Annotated in this window: 23 protein-coding genes; 12 read left to right on the top strand and 11 right to left on the bottom strand. The window is 65.6% G+C overall.

Annotated features, from left to right (window positions below):
- Positions 1 to 147 precede the first annotated feature (147 nt).
- Entirely contained in the window at positions 148 to 2,889 is a 2,742-nt protein-coding gene (acnA, locus tag JLK41_RS15635) for an aconitate hydratase AcnA (protein ID WP_210389318.1), read from the bottom strand.
- A 221-nt stretch (positions 2,890 to 3,110) separates the two neighbouring features.
- On the opposite strand from acnA, the gene rlmM reads away from it, so the two are divergent.
- Entirely contained in the window at positions 3,111 to 4,166 is a 1,056-nt protein-coding gene (gene rlmM, locus JLK41_RS15630) for a 23S rRNA (cytidine(2498)-2'-O)-methyltransferase RlmM (protein WP_037050655.1), read from the top strand.
- Between the two features lie 216 nt (positions 4,167 to 4,382).
- Entirely contained in the window at positions 4,383 to 4,634 is a 252-nt protein-coding gene (gene tusA / locus JLK41_RS15625; protein WP_037050659.1) for a sulfurtransferase TusA, read from the top strand.
- Positions 4,635 to 4,639: 5 nt separating this feature from the next.
- Here the strand turns inward: tusA and JLK41_RS15620 are convergent, their stop codons facing one another.
- Together JLK41_RS15620 and JLK41_RS15615 are read right to left on the bottom strand one after the other, a co-directional pair.
- Positions 4,640 to 5,713 (bottom strand): DUF3080 domain-containing protein, encoded by a 1,074-nt coding sequence (locus tag JLK41_RS15620; protein WP_210389317.1) that lies wholly within the window; start codon positions 5,711 to 5,713, stop codon positions 4,640 to 4,642.
- A 45-nt stretch (positions 5,714 to 5,758) separates the two neighbouring features.
- Complete coding sequence (locus tag JLK41_RS15615) at positions 5,759 to 7,132, bottom strand: MATE family efflux transporter (RefSeq protein ID WP_037050662.1); 1,374 nt, start codon at positions 7,130 to 7,132, stop codon at positions 5,759 to 5,761.
- Between the two features lie 150 nt (positions 7,133 to 7,282).
- On the opposite strand from JLK41_RS15615, the gene pdxB reads away from it, so the two are divergent.
- The 3 genes from pdxB to JLK41_RS15600 all read left to right on the top strand — a co-directional run bounded on the left by pdxB (position 7,283) and on the right by JLK41_RS15600 (position 9,472).
- Positions 7,283 to 8,413, top strand: a complete 1,131-nt coding sequence (pdxB, locus tag JLK41_RS15610; RefSeq protein WP_210389316.1) for a 4-phosphoerythronate dehydrogenase PdxB — start codon at positions 7,283 to 7,285, stop codon at positions 8,411 to 8,413.
- Positions 8,414 to 8,531: 118 nt separating this feature from the next.
- Complete coding sequence (locus tag JLK41_RS15605) at positions 8,532 to 9,017, top strand: glutathione peroxidase (protein WP_037050667.1); 486 nt, start codon at positions 8,532 to 8,534, stop codon at positions 9,015 to 9,017.
- Complete coding sequence (locus tag JLK41_RS15600) at positions 9,014 to 9,472, top strand: MarR family winged helix-turn-helix transcriptional regulator (protein ID WP_152489046.1); 459 nt, start codon at positions 9,014 to 9,016, stop codon at positions 9,470 to 9,472. Before JLK41_RS15605 ends, JLK41_RS15600 begins: the two co-directional genes overlap by 4 nt.
- On the opposite strand, the gene JLK41_RS15595 is transcribed toward JLK41_RS15600, so the two are convergent.
- The gene (locus tag JLK41_RS15595; protein ID WP_210389315.1) at positions 9,462 to 11,783 is read right to left on the bottom strand and encodes a response regulator; all 2,322 of its coding nucleotides are present in this window, start codon (positions 11,781 to 11,783) and stop codon (positions 9,462 to 9,464) included. The two genes, JLK41_RS15600 and JLK41_RS15595, sit on opposite strands and share 11 nt — an antisense overlap.
- Before the next feature lie 108 nt (positions 11,784 to 11,891).
- Here JLK41_RS15595 and JLK41_RS15590 point away from each other — a divergent pair, with 108 nt between their 5' ends.
- The 3 genes from JLK41_RS15590 (at position 11,892) to queF (ending at position 14,228) form a co-directional block, all read left to right on the top strand.
- Positions 11,892 to 12,782, top strand: coding sequence for an ATP-binding protein (locus tag JLK41_RS15590; RefSeq protein WP_210389314.1), 891 nt, complete (start codon positions 11,892 to 11,894; stop codon positions 12,780 to 12,782).
- The gene (locus tag JLK41_RS15585; RefSeq protein ID WP_210389313.1) at positions 12,779 to 13,261 is read left to right on the top strand and encodes a GAF domain-containing protein; all 483 of its coding nucleotides are present in this window, start codon (positions 12,779 to 12,781) and stop codon (positions 13,259 to 13,261) included. The genes JLK41_RS15590 and JLK41_RS15585 overlap by 4 nt, the downstream gene beginning before the upstream one ends.
- Positions 13,262 to 13,397: 136 nt before the next feature.
- Positions 13,398 to 14,228, top strand: a complete 831-nt coding sequence (queF, locus tag JLK41_RS15580; protein WP_210389312.1) for an NADPH-dependent 7-cyano-7-deazaguanine reductase QueF — start codon at positions 13,398 to 13,400, stop codon at positions 14,226 to 14,228.
- A 70-nt stretch (positions 14,229 to 14,298) separates the two neighbouring features.
- Here queF and JLK41_RS15575 read toward each other — a convergent pair whose 3' ends face one another.
- From JLK41_RS15575 to JLK41_RS15565, 3 genes are all read right to left on the bottom strand, one after another.
- Positions 14,299 to 14,565: a DUF4404 family protein gene (locus JLK41_RS15575; protein ID WP_047591445.1), complete on the bottom strand. Its 267-nt coding sequence runs from the start codon at positions 14,563 to 14,565 to the stop codon at positions 14,299 to 14,301.
- A 116-nt stretch (positions 14,566 to 14,681) separates the two neighbouring features.
- Positions 14,682 to 15,398, bottom strand: coding sequence for an HAD superfamily inactivated hydrolase PcrP (gene pcrP / locus JLK41_RS15570; RefSeq protein ID WP_037050681.1), 717 nt, complete (start codon positions 15,396 to 15,398; stop codon positions 14,682 to 14,684).
- A gap of 62 nt (positions 15,399 to 15,460) precedes the next feature.
- A complete protein-coding gene (locus JLK41_RS15565; protein WP_210389311.1) occupies positions 15,461 to 15,871 on the bottom strand; it encodes an acyl-CoA thioesterase in 411 nt (136 codons plus the stop codon).
- A gap of 104 nt (positions 15,872 to 15,975) precedes the next feature.
- On the opposite strand from JLK41_RS15565, the gene JLK41_RS15560 reads away from it, so the two are divergent.
- Positions 15,976 to 16,680: an MlaA family lipoprotein gene (locus tag JLK41_RS15560; RefSeq protein WP_175253793.1), complete on the top strand. Its 705-nt coding sequence runs from the start codon at positions 15,976 to 15,978 to the stop codon at positions 16,678 to 16,680.
- Between the two features lie 58 nt (positions 16,681 to 16,738).
- Here JLK41_RS15560 and JLK41_RS15555 read toward each other — a convergent pair whose 3' ends face one another.
- A complete protein-coding gene (locus JLK41_RS15555) occupies positions 16,739 to 17,038 on the bottom strand; it encodes a PilZ domain-containing protein (protein WP_037050688.1) in 300 nt (99 codons plus the stop codon).
- Between the two features lie 214 nt (positions 17,039 to 17,252).
- Here JLK41_RS15555 and rssB point away from each other — a divergent pair, with 214 nt between their 5' ends.
- Both rssB and rssC read left to right on the top strand, forming a co-directional pair.
- Positions 17,253 to 18,437, top strand: a complete 1,185-nt coding sequence (gene rssB, locus JLK41_RS15550; protein ID WP_037050690.1) for a two-component system response regulator RssB — start codon at positions 17,253 to 17,255, stop codon at positions 18,435 to 18,437.
- 8 nt (positions 18,438 to 18,445) lie between these two features.
- Positions 18,446 to 18,928 carry an anti-sigma factor antagonist RssC gene (gene rssC / locus JLK41_RS15545; RefSeq protein WP_037050692.1) on the top strand — a complete coding sequence of 161 codons (483 nt, stop codon included), beginning with the start codon at positions 18,446 to 18,448 and terminating at the stop codon, positions 18,926 to 18,928.
- Positions 18,929 to 18,983: 55 nt separating this feature from the next.
- Here the strand turns inward: rssC and tal are convergent, their stop codons facing one another.
- Positions 18,984 to 19,910 (bottom strand): transaldolase, encoded by a 927-nt coding sequence (gene tal / locus JLK41_RS15540; RefSeq protein ID WP_150605644.1) that lies wholly within the window; start codon positions 19,908 to 19,910, stop codon positions 18,984 to 18,986.
- Positions 19,911 to 20,106: 196 nt separating this feature from the next.
- On the opposite strand from tal, the gene JLK41_RS15535 reads away from it, so the two are divergent.
- The gene (locus JLK41_RS15535) at positions 20,107 to 20,433 is read left to right on the top strand and encodes a transcriptional repressor (RefSeq protein ID WP_037050700.1); all 327 of its coding nucleotides are present in this window, start codon (positions 20,107 to 20,109) and stop codon (positions 20,431 to 20,433) included.
- Here JLK41_RS15535 and dusA read toward each other — a convergent pair.
- Together dusA and JLK41_RS15525 are read right to left on the bottom strand one after the other, a co-directional pair.
- Positions 20,403 to 21,341: a tRNA dihydrouridine(20/20a) synthase DusA gene (gene dusA / locus JLK41_RS15530; protein ID WP_425321858.1), complete on the bottom strand. Its 939-nt coding sequence runs from the start codon at positions 21,339 to 21,341 to the stop codon at positions 20,403 to 20,405. The two genes, JLK41_RS15535 and dusA, sit on opposite strands and share 31 nt — an antisense overlap.
- A 275-nt stretch (positions 21,342 to 21,616) precedes the next feature.
- The gene (locus JLK41_RS15525) at positions 21,617 to 22,915 is read right to left on the bottom strand and encodes a TRAP transporter large permease (RefSeq protein ID WP_134675585.1); all 1,299 of its coding nucleotides are present in this window, start codon (positions 22,913 to 22,915) and stop codon (positions 21,617 to 21,619) included.
- Positions 22,916 to 22,917: the final 2 nt, after the last annotated feature.

Below are 22,917 nucleotides of genomic sequence, written 5' to 3'. Positions count from 1 at the left end.
GCCGGCAAGTGGCGAAGTTGAGGGCTGAATCCGTTTTTTGCGAGTGTAACGCTTTTTGAATGGCGTCACATTTCTGTCGCGATGGCGGCCGTCCCTGGCCCAACGAAGAATAGGCGCCCTGCCGCAGGAAGCAGCAGGGCATTTGCGTCAGTTGGCGATCATCTGGCGCAGCACGTAGTGCAGGATGCCACCGGCCTTGAAGTACTCGACCTCATTGAGCGTATCGATGCGGCACAGCACTTCGACCCGTTCCTGCTGGCCGTCCTTGCGGCTGACGATCAGGGTCAGGGGCATCTGCGGGCGCAGCTCCACGCCTTCGAGCCCTTCGATGGCCAGCGTCTCCTGGCCCGTCAGTGCGAGGGTGTTGCGATCGGTGCCGGGCTTGAACTGCAACGGCAGCACGCCCATGCCCACCAGGTTGGAGCGGTGGATGCGCTCGAAACTCTCGGCGATCACGGCCTTGACGCCCAGCAGGTTGGTGCCCTTGGCTGCCCAGTCGCGGCTGGAACCGGTGCCGTACTCCTTGCCGGCGACGATCAGCAGCGGCGTGCCTTCGCTCTGGTAGCGCATGGCGGCGTCGTAGATCGCCAGCTTGTCACCGCTGGGGATGTGCAGGGTGTTGCCGCCTTCCTCGCCGCCGAGCATTTCGTTGCGGATGCGGATGTTGGCGAAGGTGCCGCGCATCATCACCTCATGGTTGCCACGGCGCGAGCCATAGGAGTTGAAGTCGGCCTGGGCCACGCCATTGTCGCGCAGGTAGCGTCCGGCCGGGCTGTCGGCCTTGATGTTGCCGGCCGGCGAGATGTGGTCGGTGGTCACCGAGTCGCCCAGCAGGGCGAGGATGCGCGCATCGCGGATGTCAGTGATGCGCGGGGGATCGCCGGCGATGTTCTCGAAGAACGGCGGGTGCTGGATGTAGGTGGAGTCCGTCTGCCAGGCGTAGGTATCGGCCTCGGGCACGCTGATCGCCTGCCATTTCGCGTCGCCGGCGAAGACCTCGGCATACTCCTTGCGGAACATCGCGGTATCGACCTTGGCGATGGCGTCGGCGATTTCCGCCTGGCTCGGCCAGATGTCCTTGAGGTAGACCGGCTGGCCGTCCTTGCCGGTGCCAAGCGCGTCCCGGGTGAGGTCGATGCGCACGCTGCCGGCCAGGGCATAGGCGACCACCAGGGGTGGCGAGGCCAGCCAGTTGGTCTTCACCAGCGGATGCACGCGGCCCTCGAAGTTGCGGTTGCCGGAGAGCACCGAGGCCACGGTCAGGTCGGCCTTGGCGATGGCTTTCTCGATGGGCTCGCGCAGCGGGCCGGAGTTGCCGATGCAGGTGGTGCAGCCGTAGCCCACCAGGTCGAAGCCGAGTTTTTCCAGGTAGGGGGTCAGTCCGGCGGCCGCGAAGTACTCGGTGACCACCTTGGAGCCTGGGGCGAGGGAGCTCTTGACCCAGGGCTGGCGTTGCAGGCCCCGTTCCACGGCTTTCTTGGCCAGCAGGCCGGCCGCCATCATTACGCTGGGGTTGGAGGTGTTGGTGCAGGAGGTGATGGCGGCGATCACCACGGCGCCATCCTGCAGGCGGTGGGTATGGCCGTCGTCCTGGTAGTCGATCCCGCCGCTCTGCTGGTCGCCGCCGACGGCCGTACCGCCGCCGCCTTCATTGAGCATGCGGCCTTCTTCCCTGGCCGCCGGTTTCAGCTGCAGGCCGACGAAGTCGTCGAAGGCCTGGCTGACCTGGCCCAGCGCGACGCGGTCCTGCGGACGCTTGGGCCCGGCCAGGCTGGCTTCGACGCTGCCCATGTCCAGGCTCAGGCTGTCGCTGAACAGCGGTTCTGCCCCGGCTTCACGCCACAGGCCCTGGGCCTTGCTGTAGGCCTCGACCAGTTGCACGCTCGCTTCCGGGCGGCCGGACAGGCGCAGGTAGCCGAGGGTGATGTCATCCACCGGGAAGAAGCCGCAGGTGGCGCCGTATTCCGGTGCCATGTTGGCGATGGTGGCGCGATCGGCCAGTGGCAGCTCGGCCAGGCCGTCGCCGTAGAACTCGACGAATTTGCCCACCACGCCTTTCTTGCGCAGCATCTGCGTCACGGTGAGCACCAGGTCGGTGGCGGTGATGCCTTCCTTGAGCTTGCCGCTGAGCTTGAAGCCGATGACCTCGGGGATCAGCATCGACACCGGCTGGCCGAGCATCGCTGCTTCCGCCTCGATGCCGCCAACCCCCCAGCCGAGCACGCCGAGGCCATTGATCATGGTGGTGTGCGAGTCGGTGCCGACCAGGGTGTCGGGGTAGGCGAGGGTGGCGCCGTCCTCGCTCTTCGTCCACACGGTGCGCGCCAGGTATTCGAGGTTGACCTGGTGGCAGATGCCGGTGCCTGGCGGTACCACGCTGAAGTTGGCGAAGGCGTGCTGGCCCCAGCGCAGAAAGGCATAGCGTTCGCCGTTGCGCTGCATTTCCAGCTCGACGTTGTCGTGGAAGGCGCTGGAGGAGGCGTAGCGGTCGACCATCACCGAGTGGTCGATGACCAGGTCCACCGGCGACAGCGGGTTGATGCGCTGCGGATCGCCGCCGGCCCTGGCCATGGCGTCGCGCATGGCGGCCAGGTCGACCACCGCCGGGACGCCGGTGAAATCCTGCATCAGGACCCGTGCCGGGCGGTACTGTATCTCGCGGTCCGAGGCGCGCTGGTCGAGCCAGTCGACCATGGCCTGCAGGTCTTCGGCGCTCACGGTCTGGCCGTCTTCGTTGCGCAGCAGGTTTTCCAGCAGCACCTTGAGCGACTTGGGCAGGCGCTGGATATCGCCAAGGCGGCGGGCCGCCTCGGGCAGGCTGAAATAGTGGTAGGTGGTGTCGCCGATCTTCAGTTCGCGGCGGCAGTTCAGGCTATCGAGGGAGGGCATTGCACGTCTCCTTGGGCCCGCACGGTTCGGGCTATGTCTGATGGCGGCAGACTCTCAAGCTAGTCCCGCCTGACGAGTCTTGCGAGCCGTATCCTTGAATGTGCGTGGTTTGCGAGCAGTCGTAGCCGCTTCAAACGATGATGGCTACACAGTAGCTGGACAGGTTTGCAGGCCTCAGGTTCCCGCCTCAGGTATCATGCGCGGCTCAAGGAGACGCTTTGATGAATACCCTGTTTCTGCATTGCCGCCCCGGTTTCGAGGGCGAGGTCTGCGCCGAGATCAGCGACCTCGCGGCTCGTCTGGACGTGCCCGGCTACTCCAAGGCCAAGCCTGGCAGCGCGTGCGCCGAGTTCGTCTGCAACGATGCGGCCGATTGCGAGCGCCTGATGCGCAGCGTGCGTTTCAACCAGTTGATCTTCCCGCGGCAGTGGGCGCGTGGGCGCTTCGTCGAGCTGCCGGAGAGCGAGCGCATCAGTGTGCTGCTGGAGGCACTGGCCGACTACCCGGTGTGCGGCAGCCTGTGGCTGGAGGTGCTCGACACCAACGAGGGCAAGGAAGTCTCCACCTTCTGCAAGAAGTTCGAGGCCCCGCTGCGCAAGGCGCTGCTCAAGGCCGGCAGGCTGGTGGAGGACGCGAAGAAACCGCGCCTGCTGCTGACCTTCAAGAGCGGCCGCGAGGTGTTCGCCGGCATCGCCGAGGCGGATAACCTGGCGATGTGGCCGATGGGCATTCCGCGCCTCAAGTTCCCGCGCGAGGCGCCGAGCCGTTCCACGCTCAAGCTGGAGGAGGCCTGGCATCACTTCATCCCGCGTGAACAGTGGGACCAGCGCCTGGCGCCGGGCATGACCGCCGTGGACCTGGGCGCTGCGCCCGGTGGCTGGACCTGGCAGCTGGTCAACCGGGAAATCCGCGTCACCGCCGTGGACAACGGGCCGATGGCCGAAAGCCTGATGTATTCGGGGTTCGTGGTGCACCAGCGGGCTGACGGCTTTACCTTCCGCCCGCGCCATCCGGTGCACTGGATGGTCTGCGATATCGTCGAGAAGCCGGCGCGCACTGCCTCGATGATCGAGACCTGGCTGGGCGAGGGGCTGTGCCGCGAGGCGGTGGTCAACCTCAAGCTGCCGATGAAGCAGCGCTATGCCGAGGTGCGGCGCTTGCTAGAGCGCATCGCGTCGGGGCTGGCGGAGCGAGGCATGAAGGTCAGTATCGGCTGCAAGCAGCTCTACCACGACCGTGAGGAAGTGACCTGTCATCTGCGCCGCCACGGCAAGTGAGGGGATGAACCGGGCTCGGGCCGCAGGGGCCCGGCCCGGACTCCCGCGTCGTTCCGGAGTCCTCCCGGAGCGCGCGTGCGGGCCATCCCTGACACGCCGGAGCGCAGGCACTCTGCCGCAGTTGGCGAGCATGCGCCGCCCATCCAAGGTTGTGCGCGCAGGGTGACCTGGAGGTCAGCTTTGCGCGACAATGCGCGCCTGCCTGTGGAGCCCCCTATGTCCGAAGCCCTGACCCTCAATCACGATGACCTGCTCGACGCCAGTGGCCTGAACTGCCCCGAGCCGGTGATGATGCTGCACAACAAGGTGCGCGACCTGTCGCCGGGCGGCCTGCTCAAGGTGATCGCCACCGATCCCTCGACCCGTCGTGACATTCCCAAGTTCTGTGTGTTCCTGGGCCATGAGCTGCTCGGCCAGGCCGAGGAAGACGGCACCTACCTGTACTGGATCCGCAAGAAGACGGACTAGCCAGCCTAGGATTCGGCGTCGCGCCCGGCGCCTTTCCATCCCGTTTGCCCCGGCGCCAGGCCGCAGCTGTTCAGCACCTTCTGCCAGGCCTTGACGTGGCGCGCCGTGGCGGCGCGAAACGCCTGCCACAAGCCATCCTGTTCGCCAGCCAGTCGCTGCAGGTGCTCGCGGGTGGCCGCTGGAATGCCCTCGACGCGCTGCAGCTGGTGCAGCGCCGCCTGCCACTGCTGGCCGCGCTGGTCGACCTGCGCCAGGTACGGCTGCAGGCCGCCTGCGTAGAATTTGACGAAGATGTTCTGCAGGATGCGCCCGCGTGGCGTCGCCTGGCCCAGCGGGCACAGGGGGCGCGTGCGCTGGCGCTGCTCCAGCAGTTCACTGCCGGCGTCGAGGGTGTGGCGCAGGCTGGCCAGGCTGGTGATCAGCTGGCCGCCTTGCTCGCTGGCGTAGAGCGCGAAGAACAGCGGATCCAGGGTGTCGCTGCCCGGCGGCAGCTGGCGGGGCAGGGCCGCGCCGACGCTGGCCAGGCGCTGCAGGGCGTCGAGGGCGGCGTTGTCTTCCTGGCTGCCGAGCGGCAATGCCTGGTCGGCGAAACGCAGGTAGTGCTCGAACTCCGGGCTGCCATTGAGTGCGTTCCAGAACACGGCGGGCAGTTGCCGGCGTTTCTCTGCGGCCAGGCGCTGCAGGGTGCCTTTCAGGCTGGCGCTGTCCGGCAGGTGCGGCAGGCAGTCGTCGATGGCGCGCAGCAGGTCGCCCTCGTAACCCAGGCGCTGGCTGGGCAGGAGCTGCTTGCCCAGGCTGCTGTTGCGCTGGCTGATGAGTTGCTGCAGGTGCGGGCAGCGCCGCGCATCGATCACCAGATCGAGCAGGCCGATGCGCAGTTCCGGCAGCTCCAGCAGGCGCTGGCGTCGCGCGGGCAGGCGATACTGGCTGAGCGTGCGCGTGTCGAAGGGCGCGAAGTCCGCACCGTCGAGCGAGCGCTGCAGGCGTTCGAGGTAGTCGCGCTGCAGCGCCAGCCCGTCGTTGCCCGGTTGGCAGCCGGCCAGCAGCAGGAGGCCGAGGAACAGGACGAGTCGTGTCATGGGCTCAGTCTAGAGCCGATCCCCCGGCTATCCAATCGCCCTCGTTCAGGCCGCGTGACGAATGCGCCTGCGTGCGCTGCGCGCCAGGCGAATGGCGAGCATCACCGCCGCGCAGGTCAGGCCGACCACCAGGCCCTGCCACAGGCCGCTGGGGCCGCTGGGTTCGCCGAGCCAGTCGGACAGCCCCAGGGCGTAGCCCACCGGCAGGCCGATGCCCCAGTAGGCGAAGAGCGTCAGCAGCATGGTGATGCGGGTGTCCTGATAACCACGCAGGGCGCCGGCAGCAGTGACCTGGATGGCATCGGAGAACTGGAACAGCGCGGAGTACACGATCAGCGTCGCCGCCACCGCGATCACTGCCTTGTCCGGGGTATAGATCTGCGCGATCTGCTCGCGCAGCAACAGCATCAGGCTGGCCGACAGGCAGGCGTAGCCCAGCGCGGCGCCCATGCTCACACCGGCCGCGAAGCGCGCCTCGCGCGGCTGCCCGCGTCCCAGTGCCTGACCGACGCGCACTGTGGAGGCCATGGCCAGCGAGTAGGGAATCATGAACACCATGGAGCTGAAGTTCAGGGCAATCTGGTGCCCGGCGACCACGGTCGCGCCGAGGCCGCCGATCAGCAGGGCGATCACCGCGAAGATGCTGGATTCGGCGAAGACGGCCACGCCAATCGGTACGCCGATGGCCAGCAGGCGGCGGATCACGGCCCATTGCGGCCACTCGAAATGAGCGAACAGCCCGCTGGCGCGGTAGTAGGGCGCCCATTTCACCCAGACCAGCATGCCGATCAGCATGAAGCCCATCACCAGCGCCGTGGCCCAGCCGCAGCCGACACCGCCCATGGCCGGCAAACCGAACTTGCCGTAGATGAAGATGTAGTTGGCCGGAATGTTCAGCATCAGGCCGATGATGCCCAGCACCATGGTCGGTCGCGTGTGGCCCAGGCCGTCGCTGAAGCAGCGCAGCACATGGAACAGCGCGACCGCAGGAAAGCCACAGGCCACGGCCCGCAGATAGCCCATGGCCGGGGTGACCAGGGCCGGCTCGACATTCATGTGGCGTAGGATGAACTCGGCATTCCACAGCAGCGTCGCCGCGCTGCCGCCCACGGCCAGGGCCAGCCACAGGGCCTGGCGTACCAGCGGGCCGATGCTCGGTTCTTCGCCGGCGCCGAAACGCTGTGCGACCTTGGGTGTGGTCGCCAGGAGCACGCCGGTCATCAGCAGGAACACCGGTACCCAGATCGAGTTGCCCAGCGCCACGGCGGCCAGGTCCTGCGGGCTGACGCGCCCGGCCATCAGCGTATCGACGAAGCCCATGGCGGTGTGTGCCAGCTGGGCGATGATGATGGGGGTGGCCAGCAGGAGCAGGCTGCGCAGTTCCGTGCGCACGCGGCCAAGGCGGGTGTCGGTGGACATTTCGGTTCTTCGGGAAGGCAGGAAACCGCGTAGTCTACGCCTTGACGTGTCGGTCAGGAAAGCTCGGTGTGACGCACCGTCAAGCGGCCTGCGGGGCGACGCTGACGGCGATGCTGGCTTAGAATGGACGCCTGCCTCGTGGAGCCCGCCATGCTGATAGTCGCTGACGAAAACATTCCCCTGCTCGATGAATTCTTTGCCGGTTTCGGCCGTATCCGCCGCCTGCCTGGACGTGCGATCGGCGCGGCGGACGTGCGTGATGCCGACCTGCTGCTGGTGCGCTCGGTGACCCAGGTCGACCGCGCCCTGCTCGAAGGCAGCAAGGTCCGTTTCGTCGGCACCTGCACCATCGGCACCGATCATCTGGACCTCGACTACTTCGCCGAGGCGGGCATCGCCTGGAGCAGTGCGCCGGGCTGCAATGCCCGTGGCGTGGTCGATTACGTGCTGGGCAGCATCCTCGCCCTGGCCGAGCGCGAGGGGGCCGACCCGGCCACGCGGGTCTACGGCGTGGTGGGCGCGGGGCAGGTTGGCGGGCGCCTGGTCGATGTGCTGCAGGCGCTGGGCTGGCAGGTGCTGGTCTGTGACCCGCCGCGACAGGCTGCCGAGGGCGGCGCGTTCGTCGATCTGCAGCGGATCATCGAGGCGTGCGACGTGATCAGCCTGCATACGCCGCTGGACGCGTCGACACGTCACCTGTTCGATGCCCGGCGCCTGGCCGCATTGCAGCCTGGCACCTGGTTGATCAACGCCAGTCGTGGCGCGGTCGTGGACAACGCCGCCCTGCGCGAGCTGTTGCCGATGCGGCGCGATCTTCAGGCCGTGCTGGATGTGTGGGAGGGGGAGCCGCAGGTCGATGTCGAACTGGCCGCGCTGTGCCAGCTGGCGACGCCGCATATCGCCGGCTACAGTCTGGACGGCAAGCTGCGCGGTACGGCGCAGATCTATCAGGCCTGCTGCCGCGTTCTCGGCGTGGCCGAGCAGGTGAGCCTGGGCGATCTGCTGCCGCCGCCCTGGCTGGGTGAGCTGTGCATCGACGCCAGCGCCGAGCCCGGCTGGCTGCTGACCAGCCTGTGCCGGGCGGTGTACGACCCAAGGCGCGACGACGCCGATTTTCGCCGCAGCCTCGTGGGCGAGGCCGCCACGCGCCGCGCGGCATTCGACCACCTGCGCAAGCACTACCCGATGCGCCGCGAGATCGACGGGCTGCGCGTACGCCTCCAGGGCGAAGCGCCGCAACTCGCCAGGCCGGTGCAGGCGCTGGGCGCAACCTTGGTGTAACGCTGCGGCCAGGCAATGAGGCGCTATCCATGCGCCTTATTTTTATGGGTATTAAATTGCATGCAATTTAATTGCTCGCTATTTTGTTCGCCACTCTCATCCATTCAGGACGATTCCCATGAGCAATGCGCTTTTCGATATTCCGGTCACCACCATCAAGGGCGAGCAGAAAACCCTGGCGGACTTCGGCGGCAAGGCCGTGCTGGTGGTCAACACCGCCAGCAAGTGCGGCTTCACTCCCCAGTACAAGGGCCTGGAAAGCATCTGGCAGCAGTACAAGGACAAGGGCCTGGTGGTGCTTGGCTTCCCCTGCAACCAGTTCGGCAAGCAGGAGCCGGGTGACGAAGGGGCGATCTCCGAGTTCTGCGAGCTGAACTTCGGTGTCAGCTTCCCGTTGTTCAAGAAGGTCGACGTCAATGGCAGCGATGCGCATCCGCTGTTCGTGCAGTTGAAGAAGCGTGCGCCGGGCCTGCTCGGCAGCCAGGGCATCAAATGGAACTTCACCAAGTTCCTGATTGGTGAGGATGGCCAGGTGGTCAAGCGTTTCGCCCCGACCACCAAGCCGGAAGAGCTGGGCAGCGAGATCGAAGCGCTGTTGCAATGAGTGCATCCGATAGCGCGCAACTGCAGCTGGACAACCAGCTGTGTTTCAAGCTGTACGCGGCGTCACGCGCGGTCATTCGTGCCTACAAGCCGATGCTCGACGCGCTGGGCCTGACCTACCCGCAGTACCTGGTGATGCTGGTGCTGTGGCAATGGCAGGACCAGGCGCCGGTGCAGCCCACGCTCAAGGCGCTCGGCCAGCGCCTGCAGCTGGATTCGGGGACCCTCACGCCGCTGCTCAAGCGCCTGGAGCAGATGGGCCTGGTGCTGCGGCGGCGTTCGGCCAGCGACGAACGTGAGGTGCATCTGGCACTGAGCGAGGCGGGGCAGGGCTTGCGTGCGCAGGTCCCGCCATTGAAGGCGCAGCTGCTGTGCCAGTTCGCCGATCAGGAGTTGCTGGAGATGGAGGGGCTGCGGCGCAACCTGGACCAGCTGCTGGCCAGGCTCAACGGCTGACGCTCTCCGGCAGCCAGGTGTTGAGCATGTTTGCCAGCTCCTCGCGTTGGAAGGGCTTGGCCAGGTAATCGTTCATGCCGGCGGCGCGACAGCGTTCGCGCTCGTCGGACAGCGCATTGGCGGTCAGGGCCACGATCGGCAGTTCCGGCCAGCGACCATTGCTGCGAATGCGTCGGCTGGCTTCGTAGCCATCCATCACCGGCATGTTGCAGTCCATCAGGACCAGGTCGACGGACTCCTGCTCCAGCACGTCCAGGGCCTCGGCGCCGTGGCCGGCGATCAGTACCTGGTAGCCGAGCTTGCTCAGCATGCCCTTGGCCACCATCTGGTTCACCGGGTTGTCCTCGACCAGCAGCACGCGGGCCGAACTCGAGCGGGTCGGCTTGGTCTGGGCGTCGGCATGCACGTCGCCGTCGTCGCTCTGCAGAATGTGCCGCAGCACCTGGATCAGGCCGCTGCGGGACAGCGGGCGGGCGATCTGCAGCAGGGGCATGAGACGCTGCGCCTGATCGTGCGGCAGGAAGTTGCCATAGGCCGTCACCAGCAGCACCGGTGTGCTGATGGCCGGGCGAATGCCGAGCAGGCACTCCGGGCAGTCGCTGATCAGCAGGTCGGCGTCGACACCGAGCAGGCTGGCATCGGTATCCAGGCGGCGGAAGCCCAGGCCCCAGGCGGGCAGCCATTGGCTGAGCATCTGCTGCAGGCCGCTGCTGGCGGCGGTCAGCGCGACGATGTTGCCTTGCAGCAGCGGCTGCGGGTTGGCCTGCGCATGCGTGGGCAGCGGCAGTTCGGCGCGGAACTCGCTGCCGAAGCCTTCCTTGGAGTCGAGGCTGAGCTGGCCATGCATGGCCTCGCAGAGACGTCGGGTCAGCGCCAGGCCGAGGCCGGTACCGCCATACTCGCGGGTGATGCCCACCTCGGCCTGGGCGAAAGGCTGGAAGATGCGCGCCTGGGCTTCCTCGGAGATGCCGATGCCGGTATCGCGCACGCGGATGCAGATCCCCTCGGGGCAGCGCGTCAGCGCCAGGTCGACGCGGCCGAAGCGGGTGAACTTCAAGGCATTGGACAGCAGGTTGCTGACGATCTGGCGCACCCGGGTCGGGTCACCCAGCACCTGCGCCGGCAGCGCGGGGTCGATCAGGCAGGTCAGCTCGACGGCACCTGCCGCGTTCTGCGACAGCAGGCTGGCGGTTTCTTCGGCCAGTGCGCCGATATCGAACGGGATGGACTCCAGTTCGAGTTGCCCGGCCTCGAACTTGGACAGGTCGAGGATATCGTTGAGCAGGTCGACCAGCACCTTGCCGGAGTCATGGGCGATGCCCAGCTGCTGGCGTTGTTCGGCACTGAGCGGGCCGTCCAGCGCCAGGGCGAGCATGCCCAGCAGGCCGTTGAGCGGCGTGCGAATCTCGTGGCTCATGTTGGCCAGGAAGGCCGAACGCGCCTGCGCCATGTTCAGCGCCGTGGTACGGGCGACCTCGAGTTCGCGGTTGGACTGGCTGAGGCGGGCATTGGTGGCCTTGAGTTCGGCGGTGCGCGCCGAAACGATGTTCTCCAGCTCGTTCAGGTACTGGGTCAGGCGGTCCTCGGCGTTGCGCCGCTGCTCGATTTCCTGGGCGATGCTCGACAGCTGGCGGTTGGTGACCTCCACCAGAATGCCGATCTCATCGCGCTCGTGGCCTTCCGGGCAGGGCACCGGGCGATGCTGCGGGTCCTGCGGGTTGCGCTCGCTGAGCGCGCGGATCACGCCGGTCAGCGGCTTGGTCAGCATGAAGTAGAACAGCACCAGCAGGATCAGCGACAGCAGCAGGCTGCGGGCGAAACCGGTCAGCAGGGTCAGCAGGGAGCGCCGCAGAAAGTGGCTGCCGAAGGCATAGGTGTCGACCTCCAGGCGCAGAATGCCCAGCGCCTCATGGGGCGCATGGGAGACGAAGAGCGGGTCCTGGAATTCGCGCTCGGCGCTGAACAGGCTATCGCTGAATACCCTGTAGCGGCTCTCGCTGCGCGGCCGGCTGACGCTGGCCAGCACCAGGCCGCTGTTGTCGATCAGCTCGGCGCGGGTAACCGCTGGCGAGCGCAACAGGCCGAGCACCAGCTCCTGGGCCAGTTCCGCGTCGATGTTGTAGGCGATGCGCGCTGCCGGGTTGTGGCTGATTTCCAGCAGGGCGCGAATCTCTCGGTTGATGGAGGCGTCTTCGCTGGCATAATCGATCGCCACCTGGGTGACGCTCAACAGCGTGCCGAGGATAAACGCCACCAGCACGGTCAGGCCGGCCTGTTTGAATGACAGGCGATTGGTGAGCGAAATATCCATGAATGTGTGCGTGTCTCTGATCCTTGGCGCATGCCAAGCATAGCTGATCGCGACGCTGTATCGGCAGAGCCTGCAACGTGCGGTTCTGCGCAAAAGGAGTAGTCGATCGTGGATTCCCGATTGCTGGACTTTCTGGTCCGCGCCGAGCAGGTGCTGGAACGCCTTGAACCCTTGCTGCCGGCGGTGCGCCCGCACGTGGACTGGAGCCACTGCGTGGCGGCGCGCTGGGTGCGTGATGGCCGCAGTGGTTTCCTGCAGCCGCTGGACGTGTGCCTGGACCTGTCGCTGAGCGATCTGCTGGGGGTGGATGTCCAGCGCGAGCAGCTGGCGCGCAACACCCGTCAGTTCGTCAGCGGCCTGCCGGCCAACCACGCGCTGCTGTGGGGGGCGCGGGGGACGGGCAAGTCATCGCTGGTGCGCGCCCTGCTCGCCGAGCACGCTGCGGCAGGCCTGCGCCTGATCGAGATCGAGCGCGACCACCTGGCCGATCTGCCACGGGTGGTGGAGCTGCTGGCGGGGCAGTCGCAGCGTTTCGTGCTCTTCTGCGACGACCTCTCGTTCGAGGCGGGCGAGGGCGACTACCGGGTGCTCAAGAGCGTGCTCGACGGCTCGCTCGAGCAGGCGCCGGACAATGTATTGCTGTACGCCACCTCCAACCGCCGCCATCTGGTGCCCGAGCGGCAGAGCGATAACGAGAACTGGAAGATGGTCGATGGTGAGCTGCACCCCAGCGAGGCCGTCGAGGACAAGATCGCGCTGTCCGACCGCTTCGGTCTGTGGCTGTCGTTCTATCCCTTCAGCCAGGAGCACTTCCTGATCGTCGTGCGTCATTGGGTCGAGGTACAGGCGCGCCAGGTCGGCCTGCGCTGGAACTGGGACGAGGCGCTGGAAAAGGCCGCCATTCGCTGGGCGCTGGGGCGCGGTAACCGCAACGGCCGTTGCGCCTATCAGTTCGCCCGTCACTGGGTCGGCCTGCAACTGCTGGAGCAACAGGCATGATCGATCTGTCGCAAACCGGCTCCGGTCTCGATGGCTACCGCTTGCTGAGCGCACAGCTGGAGGCGCTGCTCAGCGGCGAGCGGGATTTCATCGCCAATGCCGCGCAGTTCTCCGCCTTCCTCTTCCATGAACTGGCGGACCTGAACTGGGCGGGTTTCTACCTGGTCAAGGACGGCGAACTGGTGCTCGGGCCGTTCCAGGGCAAGGTTGCCTGCGTGCGCATCCCCATCGGCCGTGGCGTCTGTGGCGCCGCTGCTGCCAGCCGGCAGACGCAGCGCATCGAAGACGTGCATGCCTTCGCCGGGCATATCGCCTGCGACAGCGCCTCGAACAGCGAGCTGGTCGTGCCGCTGGTGAAGGATGCCCGACTGATCGGGGTGCTGGACCTGGACAGCCCGTCGCTCGGGCGTTTCAGCGAGGTCGATCAGGCCGGGGTCGAGGCGCTGGCGGCGATCTTCCTGGCAGCCAGCGACTGCTGAGCCGTGACGGGGCACCAGCGGCCGCGCACCTGCGCGGCTGCGTGCCCACGACCGGTGTACCTTGCGCAACGGCTCAGGACAAGCGCTGCTCAAGTCATTAAACTCGCCCGGTTCCCGCCATTCCGGATTTCGCACCATGCAGCACCCCGCCGAACACTCTCCGCTGGGCAAGTCCAGCCAGTACATCGCCGAATACAGCCCCGAACTGCTGTTTCCCATCTCGCGCACGACCAAGTGGGCCGAGCTGGGCCTGGATGGCGCCAACCTGCCGTATCAGGGCGTGGATTACTGGAACTGCTATGAGCTGTCCTGGCTGCTGCCGTCCGGCAAGCCGGTGGTGGCCATCGCCGAATTCGCCATCCCGGCCGATTCGCCGAACATCATCGAGTCGAAGTCGTTCAAGCTCTATCTCAACTCGCTGAACCAGACGATGTTCACCAGTTGGGACGAGGTGCAGGCAACCCTGGCCAGTGATCTGTCTGCGGTGGTCGGCAAGCCGGTGGCCGTACGTCTGCGTTCGCTGGCGGAAGTGGCGGAGGAGGGCGTGGCGACGTTGCCGGGCCAGTGCATCGACGAGCTGGAAATCAGCGTCAGCCAGTACGATCACCCGCAGCCGGAGCTGCTGCGTTGTGACGCCGGACGGGTGGAGGAGGCGTGCCTGCACAGCCACCTGCTCAAATCCAACTGCCCGGTCACCGGTCAGCCGGACTGGGGCAGCCTGGTGGTGCACTACCAGGGCGCGGCGCTGGATCCTGCCAGCCTGCTGGCCTATCTGGTGAGCTTCCGTCAGCACGCCGACTTCCACGAACAGTGCGTGGAGCGCATCTTCCTCGACCTGCAGCGCCTGCTGAACCCGCAGTCGCTGACCGTGTATGCGCGCTATGTGCGCCGTGGGGGACTGGACATCAATCCCTACCGCAGCACGGCGGCGATCACTAGCGAGAACGGTCGTCTCGCGCGTCAGTGATGCCATGAAAAATGCCGCCCTTGGGCGGCATTTTCTGCTGGAGGCGCCGGTGTCATCCGGCGCAGGCTGTTCAGATGCCCATGTTGGCCAGGCTTTGCATGATGTTGCGCAGGGTACCGGCGAGCGTGGGGTGGCTGGCCTCGAAACGCTCCACTGCCAGGTTGACGCCATCGACCAGCGTCGCATCCGGTGCAGCCGCGGCCTCGCGCGCCAGTTGCACCTCGATTTCCTGGGTCAGCAGGTAAAGCGATGCCCGTTCTTCCTCACTGAGCGGCGTGTCCTGGGCCAGGTGTTGCTGTAGGGCGTCCAGTTGCTGCTGCAGGTCGCTTGCTGGCATAGAGTTCTCCTTGTCGAATCGGCATAGGCATTGACCCCAGGCCATGCTGGAAGTTTTCCGCCTGTACCTGAAGGGTACTCCAAGCGCGGCGCTTTTGCCTGACCCGGATCAACCGCTCAGGGTCTTTCGCCCTTGCTGCGGCGCATGCCGATGTCGTCCAGGCTGGCGGCGATTTCGCCCAGGTGATCGACCACCGAATGAGCGCCCAGGCGATAGAGCTGCAGCGTGGCTTCGGCACGCAGGCGCTCCTGCTGGTTGCCGGCCAGCGCCTGCCAGTCGGCCGGGGCATGCCCGCACAAGGGGCCGCAGGCGGCCAGACCGATGGTCCAGCAACCGGCGTTCAGCCCGGCCTGCAGCAGCAGCGGGTTGCCGCTGACCAGGATGCAGCCGTCCAGGCGCTCGACCCCCAGCTGGGTCAGCGCTTGCCAGCAGCTGTCGGGGGCCGGCCAGGCTCTGGCCTGCTGCGGCAGGGCTGCCAGCACCGAGTCCGGCAGCGCCTCGGCCAGGCGCAGGCTGGCATCGCTCGGCAGCCTGTCGAGCCAGGCGCAAGGCACGCCACCGTCGGCCAGGTCATTGAGCAGGCGTTCGGCGCCTGGCGCCAGTTCGGCGTGTTCGCCGGCCACCTCGCTGAGCGTCTCCCGCAGGGCCTGCAGCTGCGCTGGCGTCGCGGGGCGCCCCAGTGAAGCCTCCAGTGCCTGCTGAGGGGTGTCGACAGGCGTTGTCGTGCTGCATTCGGGGTAGAGCCGTTGCAGGGCGACGGGCAGCGTGCGCGCGCCGAAGTCGACCAGGCAGCCGGATAGCTCGAAGAGGAGGGCGGTCGGAGAGGAGGGCATGGCAGCGTCCGTGACAGTGGCCCCGCTCAATCTACTGGTGCTGGATGACCAAAAGATGACCGTCAGGTGACGGTGAACAGCGCACGCACGTGTTCTGGCAGGGCAACGGAACGGCCGCAGGCGTGATCGACCCACACCAGCTTGCAGTAACCTTCGCCGTACAGCGTCTCGGGATCGTCCAGCGTGCTCAGGCGATGCTCGACTACCAGGCTGCTGCGACCAGCCTGGCCGGCGCGCAGCTCGACGATCACGGTCGCCGGGTGGACCACGGGTTTCAGGTAGGTGTGCTGGGTCTGCAGCACGACCGGGCCCTGGGGCACGTTGCTCATGGGCACGCCCGCCAGTTCGAGCCAGGCGACGCGGGCCTCCTCCAGGTATTGCATGTAGATGATGTTGTTGACGTGTCCGTAGCTGTCCATGTCGCCCCAGCGTACGGGGATGTGGGCGGTATGCAGCAGTGTCTTATCGGTCATGGCAATTGTTCGCTATGCTGCCCAAGACGGGCTCCTGGCTTTATACTACGCGGCCTTCGGGCCGCTGGCGGTGGCCACGTTATTTTCCTCAAGGAGAGAATTCAATGCATGTGACCGGTACTCGCTGGATCGCGCGCCTCGGCAGTCTGGTCGCGCTCGTTGGCCTGAGCTGCTTGCCTGTGCTGAGTCAGGCGGCGTCGGAGGATGACCCCTGGGAGGGCTTCAACCGTGCCATGTTCAGCTTCAACGACACGCTCGACACCTACGCGCTGAAGCCGGTCGCACAGGGCTACCAGGCCGTGACGCCGCAGTTCCTCGAAGACGGCGTGCACAATGTCTTCGGCAATATCGGCGATGTCGGCAACCTGGCCAACAACCTGCTGCAGGGCAAGTTCCACGATGCCGGCGTCGATACCGGGCGTCTGCTGTTCAACACCACCTTCGGTCTGCTGGGCTTCTTCGATGTGGCCAAGCACATGGGGCTGCAGAAGAACGACGAAGACTTCGGCCAGACCCTCGGCGCCTGGGGCGTGGGGAGCGGGCCCTACCTGGTGATCCCGTTCCTCGGCCCGAGCACCGTGCGTGATGCCACCGGCCGTGTACCGGACAGCTTCCTGACGCCCTATCCGTACATGGACCACGTGCCGACCCGCAACGTGAGCCGTGGCGTGGAAGTCATCGATACCCGTGCCAGCCTGCTGCAGGCCGAGCGCCTGGTCAGCGGCGACAAGTACATCTTCATCCGCAACGCCTACCTGCAGAGCCGCGAGTTCAAGGTCAAGGACGGTGAGGTCGAGGACGACTTCTGAGCACCTTGGCGGATGCAAAAAAGGCGGCCCTGGGCCGCCTTTTTCGTAAGGGCAGATTTCAGCTCATGGAGAGGATGGCCAGCCCGAGCGACTGACGGCCGTCCTCGAGGTCACTGATGCGCACCACCTCGGCCTGGGCATCGAGGCCCGCCAGCTCGTTGTGTTCGGAGGGGATGTGGACCTTGACCTTGTCGCCCATGCTCAAGGTGACTTCGGCCTCGATTTGCATGCCGGTACTGGAGAGATCCAGGCACATTGCCGGGATTTCCCGGCCAGCATGATGGAGGATGACTGGAGCTTCCAATCGCATGCGGATGTAGTCGCGTTTCTCGCTGTACGCTCGATCGTTCTGACTCATGGACCCTGTCCTCTTCTTATGAGCTCTCCCGCGGCTCTTATAACCCCCGCCGATTTGACCTGTAAAGCCGCCGAACGACGACCGGTCCCGGCTTGAATCGCTGGACAGATGGGAGTACCGTCTGCCCCTTGAAATCGCCCTGGCGCCACCGATGCGGCGCCGCGCTACGGGCAGTGACCAAAAATTGCCCTGGCGCAGTTTGCCTGGATACCCCATGCACAAAACCAGTGCCACTCTGCTGATCATCGACGACGACGACGTCGTGCGTGCAAGCCTCGCGGCCTATCTCGAAGACAGCGGCTTCAAGGTGTTGCAGGCCAATAACGGTTTGCAGGGGCTGGAAGTCTTTCAGCAGGAACACCCCGACCTGATGATCTGTGACCTGCGCATGCCGCAGGTCGACGGACTCGAGCTGATCCGCCGAATCAATGCGCTGGGCATCGAAGTGCCGGTCATCGTGGTGTCCGGGGCCGGCGTGATGAACGATGCCGTCGAGGCCCTGCGCCTGGGTGCGGCCGATTACCTGATCAAGCCCCTGGAAGACCTGGCCGTGCTCGAGCACTCGGTAAACCGAGCGCTCGACCGCTATCGCCTGCGCCAGGAAAACCAGCGCTACCGCGACAAGCTCGAAGCGGCCAACCGCGAGCTGCAGGCCAGCCTGCACCTGCTGCAGGAAGACCAGAACGCCGGGCGCCAGGTGCAGATGAACATGCTGCCGGTGACGCCCTGGCAGGTGGATGACCTGACCTTCGCGCACCAGATCATTCCGTCGCTGTACCTCTCCGGTGACTTCGTCGACTACTTCCGTATCGACGAACGGCGCATCGCCTTCTATCTGGCGGACGTCTCCGGGCACGGCGCGTCCTCCGCGTTCGTCACCGTGCTGCTCAAGTTCATGACCACGCGCCTGCTCTACGAGTGGCGTCGCGGCGGCGGGCTGCCGGAGTTCAAGCCCTCGGACGTGCTCGGCCACATCAACCGTGGGCTGATCAACTGCAAGCTGGGCAAGCACGTGACCATGCTCGGCGGGGTGATCGACCAAGACAGCGGTACGCTGACCTACAGCGTCGGTGGCCACCTACCGCTGCCCGTGCTGTTCGAGAACGGCCAGGCCCGCTATCTGGAAGGGCGTGGTCTGCCGGTCGGCCTGTTCGAAGAGGCCGAATATAACGACCTGGTCATGGCGCTACCCGAGTCGTTCAGCCTGACCCTGTTGTCCGATGGCATCCTCGACCTGTTGCCGGGGGATACCCTGAAAGACAAGGAACTGGTGCTGCCACAACTGCTTAGCCAGGCTGGCGGTACCCTGAGTGGTTTGCGTCAAGTTCTCGGTCTGGCCAATCTGGGCGAGATGCCGGATGATATTGCCTTGCTGGTGTTGAGCAGGAACCTTGCATGAATCCTGGGATGAGCCCCGGTCGCATCCAATTCGCCGAGCAGGACGGTACCTTCGTCCTGAAGTTCGTCGGTGAAGTCCGGCTGACATTGTGTTCAGCGCTGGATGCCACGATTGAAAAGATTTTTACCGCACTGAATTTTTCGGCCATCGTCATCGACCTGACCGAAACCCGCAGTATCGATAGCACCACGCTCGGTTTGCTGGCGAAATTGTCCATTCTGTCCCGGCAGAAGGTTGGCCTGTTGCCCACCGTGGTGACCACGCACGACGATATCACCCGCCTGCTGGAGTCCATGGGCTTCGATCAGGTGTTCAATATCGTCAACCGGCCGATCCCTTGCCCGGAGTGCCTGGACGACCTGCCTTCGCAGGATCAGTCCGAGGAAGTGGTCAAGGCCAAGGTGCTGGAAGCGCACCGTATCCTGATGGGGCTCAACGATTCCAATCGCGAGGCCTTTCACGATCTGGTCAGCGCGCTCGAACGGCACTGACCTCGGACGTAATCGAAAGGGGGGCGTCAGCGTGGCTGACGCCCCCTTTTTTCATTCAGGCCGTGGCGGTCAGCAGCGCCTCGAGCTTTTCCTGGTCGCGGGCGAACAGACGAATGCCCTCGGCCAGTTTCTCGGTGGCCATCGCGTCTTCGTTCAGCGCCCAGCGGAAGGCGCTCTGATCGAGGCTCTGGCGCGGCTCGCCCGCTGCCCCCGGCGCCAGCTGGCGGCTCAGCTGGCCGTCGTCCTCGGCCAGTTTCTGCAGCAGCTCGGGGCTGATGGTCAGGCGGTCGCAGCCAGCCAGTGCTTCGATCTGGCCGAGGTTGCGGAAGCTCGCGCCCATCACCACCGTGTCATAGCCATTGTGCTTGTAGTAGTCGTAGATGCGGGTGACCGACTGCACGCCCGGGTCTTCACTGCCGACGAAGTCGCGGCCTTCGGCCTTCTTGTACCAGTCGTAGATGCGCCCCACGAACGGCGAGATGAGGAACACGCCGGCATCGGCGCAGGCCTGGGCCTGGGCGAAAGTGAACAGCAGGGTCAGGTTGGTCTGTACGCCCGCTTTCTCCAGGCGTTCGGCCGCGCGAATGCCTTCCCAGGTCGAAGCGATCTTGATCAGCACGCGTTCGCGGCCGATCCCCGCTTTTTCATAGAGACCGATCAGGCGTTCAGCACGCTGCAGGGTGGCCTCGGTGTCGAATGACAGGCGTGCGTCGACCTCGGTCGAGATACGCCCCGGGATGACCTTGAGAATCTCCTGACCGACCGCGACGGCAAAGTGATCGCAGGCCAGGCCCAGGTCCCCCTTGCCCGCGTCGACGGCCTGGCGCAGGAGGTCGGCATAGCGGGGCAGGGCCGCGGCCTTGAGCAGCAGCGACGGGTTGGTGGTGGCGTCCACCGGTTGCAGGCGAGCGATGGCGTCGAGGTCGCCGGTGTCGGCGACTACGGTGGTGAACTGCTTGAGTTGTTCCAGCTTGGAGGTCATGACGTGGCCTTGTCGTTGCGGATGGCATGACCTTACCCGAGGCGCTCCGGGCGCTCAACGGTCGGGTCACTGACAAAATTTACCTGCATGGGATGCGCTTTTTGCTCGCTCGTTCGTCTTTATCTATACAGGCGTGGTAGAACGCCCCTGAGTCGGTGGAGTCCGACTTGTAACGAGCAGCCAAGGAACCCGAATTATGTCGACCCAGACCCAGACCTCTCGTTCACTCGAAGCTGTGCCGGACACGCGCCAGTGTCGTGAATGGCTACAGGCGGTCGGGCTGCGCTTCAGCATGCCCCGGCTCAAGGTGGTGGAGGCGCTGTGCGTGGCGGATGAGGAGCAGGGCGTATCCGCCCGCGAGCTGCATCAGCAGCTGTGTGACGCCGGCGAGCCGCTGTCCCTGGTCAGCGTGCGCCAGGTCCTGCGGCGCATGGAAGACAACGGCATGGTCCGGGCGACAGGGCGCAGCCGCTATCGCCTGGTGACGCCGGCTCAGTGTCCGCGCAGCAGTTCGGCTGCCTGATCGAGCAGGCCCAGCGGGTCCTGGACCTTGTTCAGGTCAGTCGACAGCAACTGGCGGAAGCGGCGTGCGCCAGGAAAGCCCTGGGCCAGGCCGAGTACGTGACGGCTGATGTGGTGCAGGGTGCCGCCGTAGCGCAGGTGTTGCTCCACGTAGGGACGCATGGCGAGCAGGGCGTCCAGGCGCGTGATGCCATTGCCTGGCGCGCCGAACAGGCGCTGGTCGACCTGCGCCAGCAGGAAGGGGTTGTGATAGGCCTCGCGGCCGAGCATCACGCCGTCGAACGTCTGCAGGTGCCGCTCGCATTCCTCCAGGGTCTTGATGCCGCCATTGAGGACGATCTCGAGGTCGGGGAAGTCCTGCTTGAGCTGGGCGGCGATGTCGTAGCGCAGCGGCGGAATCTCGCGGTTCTCCTTGGGCGACAGGCCTTCGAGGATGGCGATGCGCGCGTGCACGGTGAAGCTGCGGCAGCCGGCATCACGCACCTGGCCGACGAAGTCGCACAGCTCGGCATAACTGTCGCGACCATTGATGCCGATGCGGTGCTTCACCGTCACCGGGATGCTCACGGCATCCTGCATGGCCTTCACGCAGTCCGCCACCAGCGCCGGGTGGCCCATCAGGCAGGCGCCGATCATGTTGTTCTGCACCCGGTCGCTGGGGCAGCCGACGTTCAGGTTCACCTCGTCATAGCCATGTTCTTCGGCCATCTTCGCGCAGGTCGCCAGGTCCTGCGGGTTGCTGCCGCCCAATTGCAGGGCCAGTGGGTGTTCGCACTCGTTGTAGCGCAGGAAGCGCTCACGATCACCGTGGATCAGCGCACCTGTCGTGACCATCTCGGTGTAGAGCAGGGCATGGCGCGACAGCTGGCGCAGGAAGTAGCGGCAGTGACGGTCCGTCCAGTCCATCATCGGTGCCACGGAGAAGCGGCGGGACAGGGCAGGGCGTGTGGTGGTGGCTTTCAGGTTGGATTCTTGATGCATCGTCGATCAGTGCAGTTGAAACCTGCGCCCGTACCCTCGGCAGCGATGCTGAGGGTACCGGCAGGTGGGCAAGTAATCGGCAATTCTACCAAGAAAGCGCCTGCCCGGCGCAGTCGGACGTCGCCAGGCGCAGCGGCGCTGGTTATCCCCGATGTGCAGAATGCACGAGGGCGGGAAAGTCCCGCCCTCGTGCCGTCACGCAATCAACCGATGTAGCCGAACGCTCTCGGCAGATACAGCGAGAGCGGGGGCCAGTAGGTCGTCACCAGCATGACCGGCAGTGCCGCGAATGCCATGAAGCCGAGGGCCGGGCGCATGACCTGGGACATGCCCACATTGCCTATGCGACAGGTCATGAACAGGATCGGGGCCATAGGCGGGCTGTTGCAGCCGATGACCACGCTGGTGCCGACGATGGCTGCGAACTGAATGGGCTCCACGCCAATGTTCACCATCACCGGCAGCAGCAGCGGGCTGATGATAGCGACGACGCTGACATCGTCCATGATCATGCCGAGCAGGATCAGAAACACGTTCACCACCAGCAGAATGAGCAGCTTGTTCTGGAACAGGTCCATCAGCAGGTCGGTCAGCTGCTGGGGGACGCGTTCGAGGGTGAAGATCCGACTGGCCACGAAGGAGAACACCAGGATGACCATGATCACACCGGTGGTGGTGGCCGCCGCGATGAAGCACTCGGCGAGGCGCTTGAGATCCAGCTCGCGATAGATGAACAGGCCGACGGGGATGGAGTAGACCACCGCGATGGCGGCCGCCTCGGTGGGAGTGAAGACGCCGCCATAGATGCCGCCGAGGATGATCACCGGCAGCAGCAGCGCTGGAAATGCCTTCCACATGGAATTGCCGATCTCTTCGGCGCGCTGGCGGAATCCGACGGGCTGTTGCAGCGGATCGTGACCTGCACGCATCTTGATCCAGTTGATCAGGCACAGCAGCAGGATCAGCAGCATGCCCGGGCCGATGGTCGCAAGGAAGCAGGCGGCGACCGACTGGCGTGTCACCACGGCGAACAGGATCATGGTGATGCTCGGCGGGATGAGCAGGCCCAGCAGCGAGGAAATACCCAGCAGGGCGCTGGTGTATTCGCGCGGATAGCCATGCTTCTCCATCGGGCCGATCATGATGGTGCCGATGGACGCGACTGCTGCAGAGGCCGTGCCGGAGATGGCGCCGAACACGCCACAAGCGACGACCATCGACGAGCCCATGCCGCTTCGCGACTTGCCCACGATGGCCTCGACGAAGTGCACCAGGCGAGCGGCCATGCCCCCCGCCTGCATCAGGTAGCCGGTCATGACGAAAAGAGGGAGGGCCAGCAGGATGACGGAATTGACCGACCAGAAGCCGGTGGTCATCAGCGACGAGATATCGACCCCGTAACTGATGGCCAGCACCAGAGTCATCGCGGCGAATGAGAAGACAACCGGAACTCCGATCATCATCAGCATGATGACGACGACGATAGCAAGTATTGCGCCCATGA

The organism is Ectopseudomonas khazarica (genome assembly GCF_017915135.1).
GTDB classification, from domain to species: Bacteria; Pseudomonadota; Gammaproteobacteria; order Pseudomonadales; family Pseudomonadaceae; genus Aquipseudomonas; species Aquipseudomonas khazarica.
This window is presented reverse-complemented; position numbering and strand designations above follow the sequence as displayed.

Coding starts and splice junctions, on each gene's coding strand:
- acnA (WP_210389318.1), bottom strand. CDS start 2,889: ATGCCCTCCCTCGATAGCCTGAACTGCCGCCGCGAACTGAAGATCGGC.
- rlmM (WP_037050655.1), top strand. CDS start 3,111: ATGAATACCCTGTTTCTGCATTGCCGCCCCGGTTTCGAGGGCGAGGTC.
- tusA (WP_037050659.1), top strand. CDS start 4,383: ATGTCCGAAGCCCTGACCCTCAATCACGATGACCTGCTCGACGCCAGT.
- JLK41_RS15620 (WP_210389317.1), bottom strand. CDS start 5,713: ATGACACGACTCGTCCTGTTCCTCGGCCTCCTGCTGCTGGCCGGCTGC.
- JLK41_RS15615 (WP_037050662.1), bottom strand. CDS start 7,132: ATGTCCACCGACACCCGCCTTGGCCGCGTGCGCACGGAACTGCGCAGC.
- pdxB (WP_210389316.1), top strand. CDS start 7,283: ATGCTGATAGTCGCTGACGAAAACATTCCCCTGCTCGATGAATTCTTT.
- JLK41_RS15605 (WP_037050667.1), top strand. CDS start 8,532: ATGAGCAATGCGCTTTTCGATATTCCGGTCACCACCATCAAGGGCGAG.
- JLK41_RS15600 (WP_152489046.1), top strand. CDS start 9,014: ATGAGTGCATCCGATAGCGCGCAACTGCAGCTGGACAACCAGCTGTGT.
- JLK41_RS15595 (WP_210389315.1), bottom strand. CDS start 11,783: ATGGATATTTCGCTCACCAATCGCCTGTCATTCAAACAGGCCGGCCTG.
- JLK41_RS15585 (WP_210389313.1), top strand. CDS start 12,779: ATGATCGATCTGTCGCAAACCGGCTCCGGTCTCGATGGCTACCGCTTG.
- queF (WP_210389312.1), top strand. CDS start 13,398: ATGCAGCACCCCGCCGAACACTCTCCGCTGGGCAAGTCCAGCCAGTAC.
- JLK41_RS15575 (WP_047591445.1), bottom strand. CDS start 14,565: ATGCCAGCAAGCGACCTGCAGCAGCAACTGGACGCCCTACAGCAACAC.
- pcrP (WP_037050681.1), bottom strand. CDS start 15,398: ATGCCCTCCTCTCCGACCGCCCTCCTCTTCGAGCTATCCGGCTGCCTG.
- JLK41_RS15565 (WP_210389311.1), bottom strand. CDS start 15,871: ATGACCGATAAGACACTGCTGCATACCGCCCACATCCCCGTACGCTGG.
- JLK41_RS15560 (WP_175253793.1), top strand. CDS start 15,976: ATGCATGTGACCGGTACTCGCTGGATCGCGCGCCTCGGCAGTCTGGTC.
- JLK41_RS15555 (WP_037050688.1), bottom strand. CDS start 17,038: ATGAGTCAGAACGATCGAGCGTACAGCGAGAAACGCGACTACATCCGC.
- rssB (WP_037050690.1), top strand. CDS start 17,253: ATGCACAAAACCAGTGCCACTCTGCTGATCATCGACGACGACGACGTC.
- rssC (WP_037050692.1), top strand. CDS start 18,446: ATGAGCCCCGGTCGCATCCAATTCGCCGAGCAGGACGGTACCTTCGTC.
- tal (WP_150605644.1), bottom strand. CDS start 19,910: ATGACCTCCAAGCTGGAACAACTCAAGCAGTTCACCACCGTAGTCGCC.
- JLK41_RS15535 (WP_037050700.1), top strand. CDS start 20,107: ATGTCGACCCAGACCCAGACCTCTCGTTCACTCGAAGCTGTGCCGGAC.
- dusA (WP_425321858.1), bottom strand. CDS start 21,341: ATGATGGACTGGACGGACCGTCACTGCCGCTACTTCCTGCGCCAGCTG.
- JLK41_RS15525 (WP_134675585.1), bottom strand. CDS start 22,915: ATGGGCGCAATACTTGCTATCGTCGTCGTCATCATGCTGATGATGATC.